Source organism: Aureibaculum algae, assembly GCF_006065315.1.
Classification (GTDB): domain Bacteria; phylum Bacteroidota; class Bacteroidia; order Flavobacteriales; family Flavobacteriaceae; genus Aureibaculum; species Aureibaculum algae.
This window is the reverse complement of the sequence record NZ_CP040749.1, coordinates 4,255,174-4,269,698: the sequence shown is the minus strand read 5'-3', so window position 1 is coordinate 4,269,698 and position 14,525 is coordinate 4,255,174. Positions and strand designations below refer to the sequence as shown.

Sequence of the window (14,525 nt, the reverse complement as noted above, 5' to 3'; positions counted from 1 at the left end):
TATTAATCATATCAAGTGTCAAAAAGGGTAACAATGAAGGCGCTTTGCGAAGTGAATCAATTTATATGTGCAATTAAATGCTTTTATGGCTAATTGTATACGTGACCTTAATATGATTGAAATACACGTTTTAAGCAAATATTTTCCAGAAGTTTAATTTTTTTTGATGGTTATTTTACTACCATTAAAAGTAAAGGATTGTATTAATTTAATTCTTTGACAAAACATATAATACATTAGACTAAAAAATTCAACGAATCAATTATCCTCTTAATGATGCCTACCGTGTCTACCTCCTTTTTGCGGTTTTTGTGGAACTTTACTCGCATTTAAAATATAGGTTAAACTTAGCATATAATAATTTCCTAAAACTTCGCGGTTGACTTCCTGGTAATAATTGGTATTACTATCTCTAATTAAACCGATACTTTTATTTAAAATATCTAATGCCGATAATTTTACATTTAAACTATTTCCTTTTAGAAAAGCATACGAAACCGAAGCATTCCAAATAGGAATTGATTGATCGGAATCAAAATTGCTGTCCTGATATATTTCGTATTTAAATTGACTATCTATATTAAATCTATTGGTAATATTCCAATCCATTTTAGCAAAATAGGTTTGTTGAAAATACTCTCGCTCTTTTGTTTTTCCTGTAGAAAACTTTGCCATATTCTTGCTGAAATCTGCTCCAACGGAAGCGTCTAAATTGTCTTTTTTGTTGTTCTCTAAAGAAAATCCCAGCGTTCCATTTTTTGATTTCGTTGTATTAATTTCATCATTAATAATAGACTGGTAATTATCAAAACCTCCCGAAAGTTTTATATTGTAACGAAAATTCAAAGATTCTATCCTTTTACCAAATCTAACACTCACATTAAAATCCTCTTTCTCGCCTAAATTGGCATAGGTAGTTGTTCTTATTCCTAAATTATCCGTAAATTGATTGGTAACAATGGCATCAGTTATATAACTAAAATTAATTCTCGCGTGGTAATAAAATCCGGAAGAAAAATTAAAATTGTTTGCCATAGCGAAAAATTCATACTCATTTTCCGGACTCAAATTTGGGTTTCCTGTTTTAATGAATAAAGGGTTAAAATTATTTATTACCGGAGTAAGTTGCGCTACCGATGCTAAATTTATTTTCTTCTCTGCTTTGAACATAAAAAGCTTGCTTCTTTTCGGACGATATCTAAAAAATATTTTTGGATTAAAATTGGTATAAGTAAAATCATAGTTTTCTTCTCCTTCCAAACCAAAATCTTGATTTTCGTTTACAATTACACCACCAATATTTAATACTAAATTTTCATTACTAAAATTGTAAAACAGACCTCCAACCAAATTACTGTTTTTATAATTTTGTTCATATATCAATGGATTCGTTTGCACTCCGTTTTCAAAATTCTCTTGATCAACATCATCATCTTGATTAGAAGTTCTGGTGCCAACTTGAAATTCTATAAAATGATTTTCTGCTAATGGCTCTGTATATTCTACACTTAAATTGTAATTTAATTTTTTGGTGGTAGATGATTTATATATTTCGTTTAAAACAGTATAAGATGCATTTGGGTTTGAAATATTATAGGAATTATCTTGCATATTACTGCTATTTCTATCATTATTACTTCCTCTAAAACCTCCTTTTATTTGAATGTTTCTTTTACTATTTTCTAAAAAGCGACGAACATAATTCGCATTTATAGTACCAGAACTGCTTTCTGCGCTGCTTTCAGATTTCCCGAGACTTCCTAAATCCAACTCGCCAGCACCATTATATTTATTTAAAGATTCATCTCCAAAAGAATCGGTATTATTAGAAGCTATTTTACCTCTTAAATTAAACGAGCTCATTTTTTTAGAACGGTCTCTATAATTAAAATTGGCTTTATGGCTATTTGTAATATCTTCGTCATTACTTTTACTTTCGGTTCTAATTTCTTGATCATTAATAAATTCAACACGATCGGTTTCAATCAAACCAGAAGTTGCCTTGTTGTAATTATAAAAGTAATCGGCATTTAAATTTTGATCTTTTTTAAACTCATAGCCAAAATTAAAACCACCTATTCCGGTAGTTAAAAACCCGTAAGTCGGATCGTTATTTCTTCCTCCAAAAGAGTGTCGCCCGCCTTTACTGAAATCCATAATTTCATCAATATCTGCACCTGTTGTATTTATATTGTTATAGATTCCTATGATTGAAAGCTGCACTTTTGGGGTAAAAATATTGTAATTTAAGCTCGACATATACCGGTCATCTGTACCATAACCACCTTGAGCCTTACCGAAATCGTTTACTTTATTACGATCTTTTAAAGTCAAATTAATTACTTTGTTTCGCTCAGAATCTTTTATCCCGGTAACTCTGTTTTTATCGCTCATTTCATCAATAACTTCTATACTTTTTATCGCGTCCGCGGATAAATTTTTGCTCGCGATTTTGGGGTCATCACTAAAAAATTCTTTCCCATCGACATAAACTTTTGTAACCTCTTCGCCTTGAGCTGTAATATTTCCTGCGGCATCGACTTCAACTCCCGGTAATTTTTAGAGTAAATCTTCGGCGCTATCTTCTATTCGAATTTTAAAGGCTTTGGTATTGTAAGAAATTGTATCTTTTTTTATTGTGATAGGAATTATTGCTTGTAAAACAACTTCATCAAGGGTATTAGTAGTATCTCCTAAAATGATAGATCCAAAGGAAATATCTTGTTCTTGAAACGTGATTTTTTTCTGATAAACATCAAAACCAACGAAATTTAATTGAAAAATATAGCTCCCTGTATCTAAATTGTTCAATTCAAAATCCCCATATTTATTCGTTGTGGTATAACTAACCAAAACAGAATCTTGCGGATTTAACAATGCAACCGCAACATACTCTAAAGCTGTGTTTTCTTTATCTAAAACTTTACCGGTAATACTTTGAGCGTAATTTTTAAAAGAAAAAAGCATCACGAAAATGCAAAAAAAACGTTACTAATTCTAATTTATTCATTCCAATATTTTGAGGGATTATTGTATTAAAAAAGTAATGAACATGCTTTTGAACACTTAGACTATCCAAAGGATAAATGGTTTAATAAAAACTGAAAATTTTGTTATTAATTTTTGAAGTTTAATCCTCGGGATAAAACGAAAATTTTCTTTTTCATTTATTCTAATAATCCGTTTTAACATTCTTTCAGCCCATTCCCCTTCATTACGTTACACTTCATTCCGGGAAAAGCGTTTCATTCAAAAAGTCTTGGACACAAGCCCAAAAGCCACTCTTGAAATTGTTGCTTTCTTACTAGAAATTATCTTTTGAGAAATACGAATCCAATTCCAATATCAACTTTTTGGCTTACGTCCGCTTAATAGGAATTTCTTACCTGCATTTAGTTGCACTTCCTGATATTTTAAATTTCTCTTCGTTTATCGAGTTTACTTTCCGATCCTCCATTCTTCCCTTTTTTGACAGCAAAACAACAACATTCCGTTTGGAGCAGCGGCATAAAGCCAGGCCCGCAAAAAACGGATCTCTTTTTTATACGCCTTATCCAACCGGAATATTGAATCATACCAAGCATCAAAAAAAGGTAACAACGAAGGCTCTATGGGAAGTAAATCAATATATAGAATTAGGTAGTCATCACAAAATATCCAATAAGGAAGTGCAGCTAAAAACAAAAAAAGGAGAACACTCTGGATATAATAAGTAAATCGATTTTAAACAGCTTGAATACTTCAGGCAATAGTATTAACCCGTCTGTCGATACAAGACAGACCTTAAATCTTTTTATTATGAGTACCATTAAAAATCATGTACAGTTAATTGGAAACGTTGGACAAGATCCAAACATTACAAACCTCGAAAGCGGTAAAAAAGTAGCTCAATTTTCTTTAGCTACCAATGAGAACTACAAAAACTCCAAAGGAGAAAAGCAAACGGACACCAACTGGCATGCCATTGTCGCTTGGGGAAAGACTGCCGAAATCATTGAAAAGTTTGCAGGTAAAGGCAAAGAAATTGGAATTGTAGGAAAACTAAAAACTCGAAACTATACCACAGACGATGGAAATCAGCGCTATGTAACGGAAGTGGAAGCCAATGAGATTTTGTTATTAGGCAACAAGTAAACACCAGGTTTTGATGGGTGTACTCTTTGGATGCTACACCTTTCTCTCCTATTTAATCTTAAAATGAGATAAGCATGAAAAATATAGAAAACGAAATTAAACAGAATTTGCAACATTTTCACGGCTCGGAAATGTTCTTTCAAATCCCATTGTTACAAACCCGATTTACAGACGGTTTAAAATATTTAGCAAATGTAGCGGAATGCTTTTGGCTCATCACAGATGCTTCTGTAATTGCTAAAAGTTTACGAGATAAAAGCAGTTTTATAACCATTGATTTTAAAAGACTTTCGGAACAGGAACAAGTGAAAAAACAATGCAAGGCATTACTTATTTACAGTGATGGCAATGACAATATATTAGAAACACACAAATACCGTGTAACGGACTTTCCATTAAAGGAATTGCGCTTGTTTTTTGTAGATAATACCTTGATGCTACCAAGCGAATATTAAAATAAGAAAGAGGGTGTCGCCTTACACAGAAACACCCTCTTTTAATTATTCATCCTTAAATTAATAACAATGAAAAACAAAGTTAACGAAATTAAAATTAGCTATAAGAGCAAGGAAACGAAAACTCCTTGCAAAATAAACCGTTCCGCAGATGCTGCAAATCTTTTATTTGAGCATTGGAATCAAGACACTATCGAATTACATGAATCTTTTAAAGTAGTCTTGATGAATAATTCTAATATTGTTAAAGGTATTATTGAAATATCCAACGGTGGAATTGCGGGTACATTGGTCGATGTTCGCATCTTATTTGCTGTGGCATTGAAAACGCTAACTACCGGAATCATTATTTGTCACAACCATCCCTCAGGAACTCTAAAACCCAGTGAAGCCGATAAGCGATTAACTACTAAAATTAAGCAAGCTTCTGAATTTTTAGACATCAAACTTTTGGATCATTTGATTCTTATTTTTGATGGTGCATTTTACAGTTTTGCGGATAACAATTTATTATAAATCTTTAAAAATATATAGTATGGTCTATTTGAATTATAACAACCTTGATGAAGAGACACAACAGTATTTACTTTCCGTTTCAAAAGAAGATGTCGAAAGTAGGTTTGGGGAACAAATTAGAGACTACGCCAAAGAGCACTATATAAATTACCAAACTATGTTGGAAGAAGAAGCGATACGAAATCTATACAATTTTAAGTATATTTTTACTATCTAAATAGCAAATTGCAACAAATGAGCCCTTTTATTATGAAGGGCTTTTTTTTATGCTTAATCCCCTAAAATACATATCTTTACAGGATTGAAATACATTTATTTCTTATGGTCATCAGCCTATTTTGATTTGACTTTCCTTGATGACTAAAAGCCTAAAAAAAGTAACAGAAGTAGCAACTGACGATAGTCGGGTTGTTTGAAAATTTTCGTCCTAGGGCACGAAAAATTGATAAGCAAGAGGGTAACACGCCGAGGCGGTGTTGCAAATTCATTTTGCTTCGCAAAGCCCCTGTTTATTAGGCTTTGGGTGTTTCTGTTTTTTAAGGAGTAAGCCGAAAATTGGGTCAAATCGCTTGGTAGCTCCTATAAATATTGGAAAAATATGACCCAATGCAATTTTTATTATGGACAACTTTTATACCATACGTTTCAAAAGAGCCACAGCAAAAAGATTCAAGAGTTTTTCCAAGAAGGTCTCCAATTCCTATTCCGTAACAATGGATCTTATTATCGACTTTTTTGAGTGGCATGGCTTTTCGCCTCCCGAACGATTTGAGAAAAGCCTTGGGCAAGAATTGATCAAAAACCGAAAGCGGACAGAAGCTGTGATTGCTATCATTAAAGACATCGAAAAGAATCAAACCAAGCCTACAAATGCAATGCTAGAATTACTCTTTCAGGAAAGTCCAGATGACAATGAGCCACAAGAAGAACTCTTTGAACAACAAGAATTGATTACCGAAAATGAGGAACTGGACTACTACAGAAATCAATATCAAGCAGTACAACGGCAACATCAAATCGCTAAAGATGATTTAAGGAAAATCATCGCAAAAACCACTTATGTAAAAGGCAGTTTTGGAGGAGGCTATTTAAAACTGAATTTGAGCAAAGAAGAATTTGAAAACCTAAAGCAAAAATTATAAGATGTATATCACGATAACCAAACAAACCTTAGACAGTAATTATACACAGAGCGTTGCCGATTTTGTAGCCTATCTTGAAAAAGAAAATGACGACAAATCCATCGATGAAATGGAACATTTTTTTAACCAATACGGCGAAGAAATATCGAGCAAGGAAGTCATCCAAGAAATTGATGGCAATACGGCTAAACTAAAAAAGACCGAACCTAAGTTTTATTCCATTACGGTCAATCCAAGTGCCCGTGAACTAAGACGATTGCAAAATCATTCCGAAGAGCTAAAGAAATATACCCGAGAATTGATGAAAGACTATGCAGCCTCATTTTATCGAGAAAATCCCGTTTCGGTGGATGATATCAAATACTATGCAAAGATTGAACACCAACGAACCTTTAAAGGCAAGGACAAACAGATTCAAGAGAACCAATCGTATGCCACTAAAATTCTAGCGCTTAAAAATGAAATTCGAAAAATAGAAGCTGGTAATAGCAATGGAAATATCAAAAATTTAAAAGATACAATTAAGCAATTGGAGAAAGAAGCGCCACACCAGCAAGACGGCAAGCGTATCGTAAGAGGCATGCCAAAAGAAGGGTCGCAAAGCCATATCCATATCATCATGAGCAGAAAAGATATGTCCAACACCTATAGCTTGTCTCCCGGAAGCAAGTACAAGGCATCGGAAACCGTTTTTAATGGCAAACTTGTAAAGCGAGGCTTTGATAGGGATAGCTTCTTTAAAGCATCCGAAAAGACTTTCGACAATTTGTTTCAGTACAAACGAAATTATGTGGAAACCTATACTGCTAGAAAGACCTTTGTTAAAAATCCAAAGCTGTATTTTTCGATTCTTTCCGGATTACCGACTAATGAAAGAGCACTTGCCTTTAAACTCTTGGGCAAATCGGGAGTTAATACCAGCTTGCTGAACATTCCAACCAATCAAGTGCAATTGGCATTAAAAGCTCTCCAAAGATTAAAACAGGGCATTGGCAAGGCGATAGAATCCGGCTCCATCGGCATATGAATTTATCAATAGCACATAGTATTGTTTTTATCATTGTACCAATAATATTTCTAGGTACAATAGCATATGTTTTTCTTCATCGTGAGGAGTCGGTGAAAAAAGATAAGAAGTATCAGGTCCATTTAAAACTGCGTTGGGGGAGATTTAGAATTGAGAATATTAAGAGAGGAGCCTCTGTCATCGGATCTGCCGGAAGTGGAAAAACGGAAAGTGTGATTTACAATTTTTTGCAGCATTTCAGCAAACATGAATTTTGTGGTATTCTGCACGATTACAAGGATTTTGAACTTACCGAAATTGCCTACCCTTTATTTAAAAACAAGAATGTAAAATTCTATACCATTGCTTTTGACCAAATTCATTACTGCGTCAATCCCATCGCACCAAGATATTTGCCCAACGAAGAAAGTGTCAATGAATTATCTAAAGTTCTTATTGAAAATTTATTGGAGTTGGGGGAATCTAGCACCAACAGTACATCAAAATTCTTCAGCGATGCGGTGGAAGGATTAATGGCAGGAATGATTTGGAAGCTTAAAACATCCTATCCACAATTTTGCACCTTACCTTATTTGATTGCCATTTTTCAATCGATGACCACCAAACGATTGGTAGCTTTCGTGAGTTCTAACATCACTTCCAAAAGTATGGCAAGTGCCTTTATCAATGGTATGGATTCCGACAAACAAACCGCAGGTGTAAAAAGCACCTTGGCGAATGCTTTTAAAAAGATAAGTTCCCAACAACTGTTTATGGTATTGTCAAAAGATGAAGTGCCTTTAAATATCAACAGCAATGAAAATCCATCGGTAATTTCCATCGTGAACCATCCCAAATATGAATCCGCTTATTCTCCAATAATTGCTGCTATTATGCACACGGTTATCAAGCAAATGAGTATTCGGGGGCAACGTTCCTCTTTTTTAATGATGGAGGAAGCGCCAACCATTAAACTGCTGAATATGCACCGTGTTCCTGCAACACTCCGAAGTTATGATATTGCTACTATTTACGTGATGCAAGACAAAGTACAAAATGACATTCTCTATGGAGATAAAATGAGTAAAGCCATTTTAAGCAATTTATCCTATCAATTCTTTGGCAAGGTCAACGACCCAGACACCGCTAAATATTATGAGCGTTTCTTTGAAATCATTAAAAAACCCACCCATAGCATCAGTAAAAATAGTGGATTGAGTTTTGAGAGCCGAATTACCAAAGGAGAAAAAGAAGTTTCCAAACGTCGAGCGGATATTTTCTTTCGATTAAAACAGGGTGAGTTTATTGCTTTTGCCGATGGCAAGGATAAGAAAGTCCAATTCAAATTGCAATCTATTGAAAAAGAAGTGCCTCAAAAAACCAACCAATATTCCAAGGAGGATCTCCGGTTAAATTTGGAGAGGATTTATAGGGATGCAAATTCTATCTGATTTTTCTTGAATAGAAAACTATCTGCTAACAGGACAACCTTAAAACCTAAGCGGAATAAAGCCTCAAAAAATTATAAAATTAGCTTCCAAAATACATTGTGAATTTTTCATTTAGAAATTAGGCATGCTTTTTGTTAAAATTATGTTAACAAATATAGTATTAACCCATTTTAATCACATTATATCGTTCGTTTTCAATGGAATGTGACTAGAATCCCCTCAAAATTACTGCTATGAAATTTGAAAAATTACTTGTAAATCTACACATGCAATTAAAAAATATTAAAGAAAAATTCCTGATATTTTAGTACGTTCCAATTTATCCATAAGTGCCTGTAAAAACGTTCTGCATGAAATGAACAATATTCTAATAGCAACCTCATTTCCCAATGACCAGGAAGAGATTCAATTTTTCAAAAAAGTAAAAGTACAACCGATAAGCATACTCATTTATTTTAGTGAAATTCGATCCTTTGAAATACATTTTCCAAGACTGAGTGTAGGAAAACAAAGAAAGTATTTGGAAAAAAAAATAGCGGATGTCAATAGTTTTTTTGATCACTATATTGAGTTTGTTCAATATGTAAAAGATGAGAAAACCCATTTGGATTACCTGTACTATACCCGAGCTCACAAAGAGACCTCCATTATTTTTTCTTCAGGATTTTATTATTGTCCACCCGAATTTTGCACTTCTCGGGATATGCTACAGGGCAAAGTAATTGCATTTAACAAGCTGGTAAGTTATCTGAAAAAAAGGTTGATGTATTTGAAAAGTCAGGGTAAGATGGATACTAATTTTAGCAAATCTACATTTCAATGGACTTCCTCTAAAGTGGCATTAACAGAATTGATTTATGCCCTCCATAGTAGTGGAGCTATCAATAGTGGAAATGTAGATATTAAAGATATTGCCAATTGGACAGAAAACTTGTTTGATGTGGAATTAGGAGATTATTATCGAACCTATTTAGCCATAAGAAGCAGAAAGGTAAATCGCACAAAATTTTTAGATAACCTAAAGAATTCATTATTGGAACAAATGGATAAAAAGGATGAATAAAAATACCAAGATGCTACCAACTTGGTAAATTAAAAATGTGCTTTTTTCCATAATATTTGAGTTAAATTGTTCTCCAAATATTCAGATTTAAGCAATAAAACCAATCAATTTCACACAAAAATAAATACAAAAAAACAACCAAGTTGGTAACAACTTGGTAAAAAAATCCAATATACCTTCCCAAATTTGCAAAACGAAAGTCAAATCTCGGTAAAGCCGTCATTAAAAAATAATAATCGTGGCGGCTTTACTTTTAAATCGTTTTATTATGCCAACAACAATTATTACAACGGAAGATCTTCTAGAGTTCAAAATGGAACTACTCGATGATATCAAACAACTACTGAACAACCAATCTGGTCAAATAACCAAGAAATGGCTAAAATCTCCAGAAGTTCGAGAATTATTAGGTATTTCTCCAGGAACTTTGCAAAACTTAAGAATTAATGGAACATTAGTCTATACCAAAATTGGTGGGGTACTCTATTACGATTATGAAGAAATAATGAATTTGATGGAAAAGAACCGAGTACCTAACAAATTCTAGTCTATTTTGGAAAATCTCAATTATATCAAGCACCTAAATGGTATTTTAGAATTATTTTCAAAAGATAATCGCCTTAATCCAAGTCATATTAGCTTGTATATGGCATTGTTTCAGATTTGGAATAATTATCGTTTTAAATCTTCTTTTTATATCAATCGAAGCGAAGTAATGGATTTATCCAAATTGGGTTCAAAAACCACCTATCATCGGTGTATAAAAGAGCTTAGTTCTTGGAAATACATCCTATATCAGCCTTCACACAATCCTTTTCAAGGGAGTAAAATTAGGATGTTCTATTTTGGGACAAGCTATGAACCATCTTTAGACCAAAGTCATACCAATATCGGGACAAGCTATGAATATGCGTTGGTATCTGAAGATAAACATATCCAAACAGGAATAAATAAAACAAACAAGAATAAACTTGACCAGCCAAAAACTGAAAATGAAGTTATTGATTTTTTTAAAAAAGAAAATGGACCAGAATTGGAAGCCAAAAAATTTTACAACCACTACCAGGGCATTGGTTGGAGAGTAGGAGGCAAAACAAAAATTGTCGATTGGCAGGCAACAGCTCGCAACTGGATGCTAAAAGCGAATGAAATAAAACAAGAAAAAACAGTAAAAGCGGTTAGCCAAAATACGGACAACCTAAAGACTGCGACAAACAAAAACTACAATGAACCCTTATGATAAGTCAAAAACCACATATTATTGTTGAGGACAGTGTGCAATACCAATTGGGAGAACTGAAAGAAAATCAAATTCATTATGATTTTGATAAATTGCTTATTTACCTCGATGTCAAAGGAAAACTATTATTTGGTAAGAAATTTAAAATTTTTGAGGAAGATCGTGAGATAGTATTCAAGCTCTGCAATTATTTTATCCAAGAGGAAGTAAATTGTAAAAAATTGGGTATTGACATTAACAAAGGCATCTTGCTTTCCGGTCCTGTTGGCTGCGGAAAAACCAGTTTAATGAAACTATTACCATCCATTGTTCCACATCATAGAATTTACCAGATTACTCCAACTCGCAATGTCGCTTTTGCTTTTAATCATACCGGCTATAAGACCATTGAACATTTTGGGAATCAAAAGTTTTATTGTTTTGATGATTTAGGGGTAGAGCCTACCGGGAGATTTTTTGGAAAAGATTGTAATGTCATGGGCGAAATATTACTTTCTCGTTATGATTTATTTTTAAAGCATAAAATCAAGACTCATGCAACCACGAATTTAAATGCCAAAGAATTAGAGGATCGTTATGGCAATCGGGTACGTTCCCGGATGCGGCAGTTGTTTAATTTGGTTGCATTTGAAAAGAGCAGCGAAGATAAGCGAATATAAATTGGATAATACCACTTTAACACGGACAAAATTGCAATACAAAGATCTAAAAACAAAACAATTTCAATAGCTTTGTGAATCTTAATAATCTACTAATTTATGTTAAGCACCACCGAAATAAAATCACTTATTGCTTCTGGAGAGGGATACAATGTCGAATTTAAAAAAAGTACTCCAAGTAAGGTTAAGGAAATTACGGAAGAAATTTGTGCATTTGCCAACGCTGCTGGAGGTGCGGTTCTTATTGGAGTCGATGATAGCAATGTTGTTCAAGGAGTCACTTTTAATAATGCAAAACATTCTGCGCTTCAAAATTCAATCAATGAAATAACACCAGCATTACATTGTGATATTTATATTGTAAATATTGAGGCGAAAGATATAGTAATAATAGAAGTGCCTTCTGGTGTCAATAAACCGTATGTACTTTCAGGAGCAATTTATGTACGTCAAGGACCTAATTCTCAAAAACTGACTACAGTTGAAGAAATGAGAGATTTCTTCCAACAAGCAGACAGAATTTATTATGATGAAGCACCATGCAAAGAAATTGATTTAAAAAAACATATCCCAAAAGTCAATATAGACCAATTTAAGTTATTAGCAGGATTAGGTTCTGTTGTACCCAATGAGCAGATTTTCAATAGTCTTAAATTATTTACTAAAGAGGGTTTTGTAAAAAACGGAGCAGCCTTATTCTTTGCCGAAAACCCTGAACAATTTTTTGAAAAAGCAGTTATTCGTTGCATAGCTTTTGATGGTATTGATAAAAGATATATTGTTGATAATAAAATGATGACAGGTACGCTGTACCAACAGTTTCTTCAAGCGATGACTTGGTTAAAAACAAAACTAAATGTACGTTATGACATAGAAGGAACGGGTTCACAACCACGTAAAGAACTTTGGGAAATTCCCGAGACAGTTTTTAAAGAAGCTATAATTAATGCTTTAGCACATAGAGATTATTATGATAAAGGAGCTCGTATTACTATTGAAGTATTTATAGATAGAGTTGAAGTTTCAAATCCTGGTGGTTTAATAAGTGGTATTCCTAAAAATGAATTTGGTAAAAGAAGTTTGAGTAGAAATCCTTTAATATTTGGTCTTTTTGAAAGAATAAGAATGGTAGAACAAGTAGGTTCTGGTATTAGTAGAATGAGAGATTTAATGATTGAGGAAAACTTAACTCCACCTGAATTTAATACAGAAGGAATATTTACGGTTACATTAAGAAGACCTTTTGATTTTGACAGGTGGGTTGATAAGTGGGTAGATAATCTAACTGATAATAGGGTTAATATTATCAAAGCTATTCACAAAAACAATAAAGTTACCAAAAGAGAACTTGAAGAAATAGTTAGCTTAAGTCCTACTGCTATTGATAATAATCTAGATGCTCTAAAAGATTTAGGTCTTATAGAAAGAGTTGGTAGTGCAAAAGGAGGTCATTGGAAAATTAATTATATACTTCCATAAGTGGGTAGAAAGGTGGGTGGAAAAGTACCCTTAAAAAAAATTGATTTTATTTCTTAACAATTGATAGAAAACTTGATAACACTATCCTTATCATTTCAACAATAATTTTTGCAATTTCCATAAACATTTCTTTCATAATTCAATATTTAAATAGTTATACAATCCCATTAAAACAGCCAGTGCCATAGCCTTGATATTTTTAGGTTCTAAAAAATAATCTGTTTCATCAGAGTTCGTAATAAAGCCCATTTCAAGGAGTACAGATGGACAATAAGCAACTGTTTCACGCAACACTTGAAAATTTGCAAATCGGACGCCACGTTTTTTAAAGCCCAATTTTAGGGTACTTTCCTCTAAAATACACCATCCCAATGTTATAGAACTTTTCAAGTTTTCTTCATAGATATTGGTATTATGCACGTAAACATCCATTCCTTTTGAAGAAGTGCTGGATGAATTACAATGTAATGACACAAATACATCCGCCTTTAAGGTTTTAGCCAATCGGCTTCTATCCGATAAGGAAATCAAGGTATCAGAATACCGTGTTAAATAAATATCAAACTTGTCCTCAAATAAGGTTTTATTAAGCCTAATTATTTCGGTTGCAATATTTAAAACCACCTTCTTTTCCAGAATACCATTTATACCAATTGCACCGGTATCTTTTCCACCATGCCCGGGGTCGATGACAATAACTTTTTTAGTGTGCAAATCCTGACCAAAAATGACGCAAGTTTTTAGGAGCATCAGCAGAAAAATGACGTTTTTGAGCCTTACCCAACTCCAAAATTTTATAGTTATCAACATAAGCACTTCCAATTTTCATACAATTTGATACCAATTTGCATCAAATAAAAACAAATGATTTCAAAACTTATTTTATTCACATATTATTGATTATCAGCTATTTGTATTGCAATATACACTATTTTTCAAGTATCAAAATTGAACCAAAATTTAAACCTTTTTGAGTATGAAAAAATCACTTTATGTAAGCCTTCTAGCACTACTTATTACCAACGCAACTTTTGCACAAATAGGAGGCATCGAAGATTCTGTCAACGATGTTTCGGATACTATCCGGACTATTTTTCCCATTATTCTGGGTGTTATCTTTTTAATAGGCTTTCTATTCAATGCCGGACATTTCTTTGGCGAGAACGCTGATTTAAAAAAAGGGATTACCCGGGTATTGGTCTTTGTATTGATTGCAGGAGCTGTAGTAGGCATCTTTACCTATTTAATAGGCATCGTAGTCTAGTCGCCCTGATCGAGGGTTTTTGAATAAAAAACTTATGACTTATGAAAAAGTTCGATATCTATAAAAACATCCGCAAGCGAGCAGTGATTATGGGTTTGCCCATAACTTTATTCGCC

18 protein-coding genes are annotated in these 14,525 nt (G+C 33.3%); 14 read left to right on the top strand and 4 right to left on the bottom strand.

Annotated features, from left to right (window positions below; genetic code table 11):
• Window positions 1–270: 270 nt before the first annotated feature.
• Window positions 271–2,394 carry an outer membrane beta-barrel protein gene (locus tag FF125_RS18220; RefSeq protein WP_138951177.1) on the bottom strand — a complete coding sequence of 708 codons (2,124 nt, stop codon included), beginning with the start codon at window positions 2,392–2,394 and terminating at the stop codon, window positions 271–273.
• A 165-nt stretch (window positions 2,395–2,559) separates the two neighbouring features.
• Window positions 2,560–2,967, bottom strand: a complete 408-nt coding sequence (locus FF125_RS18215; protein ID WP_138951175.1) for a carboxypeptidase-like regulatory domain-containing protein — start codon at window positions 2,965–2,967, stop codon at window positions 2,560–2,562.
• Between the two features lie 386 nt (window positions 2,968–3,353).
• Here FF125_RS18215 and FF125_RS18210 point away from each other — a divergent pair, with 386 nt between their 5' ends.
• The 13 genes from FF125_RS18210 (at window position 3,354) to FF125_RS18150 (ending at window position 13,145) form a co-directional block, all read left to right on the top strand.
• Entirely contained in the window at window positions 3,354–3,716 is a 363-nt protein-coding gene (locus tag FF125_RS18210) for a hypothetical protein (protein ID WP_138951173.1), read from the top strand.
• A gap of 82 nt (window positions 3,717–3,798) precedes the next feature.
• Window positions 3,799–4,134: a single-stranded DNA-binding protein gene (locus FF125_RS18205; RefSeq protein WP_138951171.1), complete on the top strand. Its 336-nt coding sequence runs from the start codon at window positions 3,799–3,801 to the stop codon at window positions 4,132–4,134.
• A gap of 74 nt (window positions 4,135–4,208) precedes the next feature.
• Complete coding sequence (locus FF125_RS18200; RefSeq protein ID WP_138951169.1) at window positions 4,209–4,589, top strand: DUF6876 family protein; 381 nt, start codon at window positions 4,209–4,211, stop codon at window positions 4,587–4,589.
• 69 nt (window positions 4,590–4,658) lie between these two features.
• Window positions 4,659–5,105: a JAB domain-containing protein gene (locus tag FF125_RS18195; protein WP_138951167.1), complete on the top strand. Its 447-nt coding sequence runs from the start codon at window positions 4,659–4,661 to the stop codon at window positions 5,103–5,105.
• Between the two features lie 19 nt (window positions 5,106–5,124).
• The gene (locus FF125_RS18190; RefSeq protein ID WP_138951165.1) at window positions 5,125–5,322 is read left to right on the top strand and encodes a hypothetical protein; all 198 of its coding nucleotides are present in this window, start codon (window positions 5,125–5,127) and stop codon (window positions 5,320–5,322) included.
• 403 nt (window positions 5,323–5,725) lie between these two features.
• On the top strand, window positions 5,726–6,247 hold the full coding sequence (locus FF125_RS18185) for a BfmA/BtgA family mobilization protein (RefSeq protein ID WP_138951163.1): 522 nt from the start codon (window positions 5,726–5,728) through the stop codon (window positions 6,245–6,247).
• Between the two features lies 1 nt (window position 6,248).
• Window positions 6,249–7,274, top strand: coding sequence for a MobB family relaxase (gene mobB, locus FF125_RS18180; RefSeq protein WP_138951161.1), 1,026 nt, complete (start codon window positions 6,249–6,251; stop codon window positions 7,272–7,274).
• The gene (locus tag FF125_RS18175) at window positions 7,271–8,704 is read left to right on the top strand and encodes a type IV secretory system conjugative DNA transfer family protein (RefSeq protein ID WP_138951159.1); all 1,434 of its coding nucleotides are present in this window, start codon (window positions 7,271–7,273) and stop codon (window positions 8,702–8,704) included. Before mobB ends, FF125_RS18175 begins: the two co-directional genes overlap by 4 nt.
• Window positions 8,705–9,059: 355 nt before the next feature.
• Window positions 9,060–9,767, top strand: a complete 708-nt coding sequence (locus FF125_RS18170; protein WP_138951157.1) for an RteC domain-containing protein — start codon at window positions 9,060–9,062, stop codon at window positions 9,765–9,767.
• A gap of 268 nt (window positions 9,768–10,035) precedes the next feature.
• Complete coding sequence (locus FF125_RS18165) at window positions 10,036–10,314, top strand: helix-turn-helix domain-containing protein (protein WP_138951155.1); 279 nt, start codon at window positions 10,036–10,038, stop codon at window positions 10,312–10,314.
• 6 nt (window positions 10,315–10,320) lie between these two features.
• A complete protein-coding gene (locus FF125_RS18160) occupies window positions 10,321–11,007 on the top strand; it encodes a hypothetical protein (protein ID WP_138951154.1) in 687 nt (228 codons plus the stop codon).
• Window positions 11,004–11,666, top strand: coding sequence for an ATPase (locus FF125_RS18155; protein ID WP_138951152.1), 663 nt, complete (start codon window positions 11,004–11,006; stop codon window positions 11,664–11,666). The genes FF125_RS18160 and FF125_RS18155 overlap by 4 nt, the downstream gene beginning before the upstream one ends.
• A 99-nt stretch (window positions 11,667–11,765) precedes the next feature.
• Window positions 11,766–13,145, top strand: a complete 1,380-nt coding sequence (locus FF125_RS18150) for an RNA-binding domain-containing protein (RefSeq protein ID WP_138951150.1) — start codon at window positions 11,766–11,768, stop codon at window positions 13,143–13,145.
• 132 nt (window positions 13,146–13,277) lie between these two features.
• Here the strand turns inward: FF125_RS18150 and FF125_RS18145 are convergent, their stop codons facing one another.
• Together FF125_RS18145 and FF125_RS22230 are read right to left on the bottom strand one after the other, a co-directional pair.
• Complete coding sequence (locus tag FF125_RS18145) at window positions 13,278–13,859, bottom strand: N-acetylmuramoyl-L-alanine amidase family protein (protein ID WP_250629619.1); 582 nt, start codon at window positions 13,857–13,859, stop codon at window positions 13,278–13,280.
• Window positions 13,849–13,974 carry a hypothetical protein gene (locus FF125_RS22230; RefSeq protein WP_262710528.1) on the bottom strand — a complete coding sequence of 42 codons (126 nt, stop codon included), beginning with the start codon at window positions 13,972–13,974 and terminating at the stop codon, window positions 13,849–13,851. The genes FF125_RS18145 and FF125_RS22230 overlap by 11 nt, the downstream gene beginning before the upstream one ends.
• Window positions 13,975–14,121: 147 nt before the next feature.
• Here FF125_RS22230 and FF125_RS18140 point away from each other — a divergent pair, with 147 nt between their 5' ends.
• Complete coding sequence (locus tag FF125_RS18140) at window positions 14,122–14,409, top strand: hypothetical protein (protein WP_138951146.1); 288 nt, start codon at window positions 14,122–14,124, stop codon at window positions 14,407–14,409.
• Window positions 14,410–14,525: the final 116 nt, after the last annotated feature.

Bases quoted from the DNA above. Each gene is read 5' to 3' on its own strand.
- FF125_RS18220 (WP_138951177.1), bottom strand. From the start codon at position 2,394: ATGAGCGATAAAAACAGAGTTACCGGGATAAAAGATTCTGAGCGAAAC.
- FF125_RS18215 (WP_138951175.1), bottom strand. From the start codon at position 2,967: ATGCTTTTTTCTTTTAAAAATTACGCTCAAAGTATTACCGGTAAAGTT.
- FF125_RS18205 (WP_138951171.1), top strand. From the start codon at position 3,799: ATGAGTACCATTAAAAATCATGTACAGTTAATTGGAAACGTTGGACAA.
- FF125_RS18200 (WP_138951169.1), top strand. From the start codon at position 4,209: ATGAAAAATATAGAAAACGAAATTAAACAGAATTTGCAACATTTTCAC.
- FF125_RS18195 (WP_138951167.1), top strand. From the start codon at position 4,659: ATGAAAAACAAAGTTAACGAAATTAAAATTAGCTATAAGAGCAAGGAA.
- FF125_RS18190 (WP_138951165.1), top strand. From the start codon at position 5,125: ATGGTCTATTTGAATTATAACAACCTTGATGAAGAGACACAACAGTAT.
- FF125_RS18185 (WP_138951163.1), top strand. From the start codon at position 5,726: ATGGACAACTTTTATACCATACGTTTCAAAAGAGCCACAGCAAAAAGA.
- mobB (WP_138951161.1), top strand. From the start codon at position 6,249: ATGTATATCACGATAACCAAACAAACCTTAGACAGTAATTATACACAG.
- FF125_RS18175 (WP_138951159.1), top strand. From the start codon at position 7,271: ATGAATTTATCAATAGCACATAGTATTGTTTTTATCATTGTACCAATA.
- FF125_RS18170 (WP_138951157.1), top strand. From the start codon at position 9,060: ATGAACAATATTCTAATAGCAACCTCATTTCCCAATGACCAGGAAGAG.
- FF125_RS18165 (WP_138951155.1), top strand. From the start codon at position 10,036: ATGCCAACAACAATTATTACAACGGAAGATCTTCTAGAGTTCAAAATG.
- FF125_RS18155 (WP_138951152.1), top strand. From the start codon at position 11,004: ATGATAAGTCAAAAACCACATATTATTGTTGAGGACAGTGTGCAATAC.
- FF125_RS18150 (WP_138951150.1), top strand. From the start codon at position 11,766: ATGTTAAGCACCACCGAAATAAAATCACTTATTGCTTCTGGAGAGGGA.
- FF125_RS22230 (WP_262710528.1), bottom strand. From the start codon at position 13,974: ATGAAAATTGGAAGTGCTTATGTTGATAACTATAAAATTTTGGAGTTG.
- FF125_RS18140 (WP_138951146.1), top strand. From the start codon at position 14,122: ATGAAAAAATCACTTTATGTAAGCCTTCTAGCACTACTTATTACCAAC.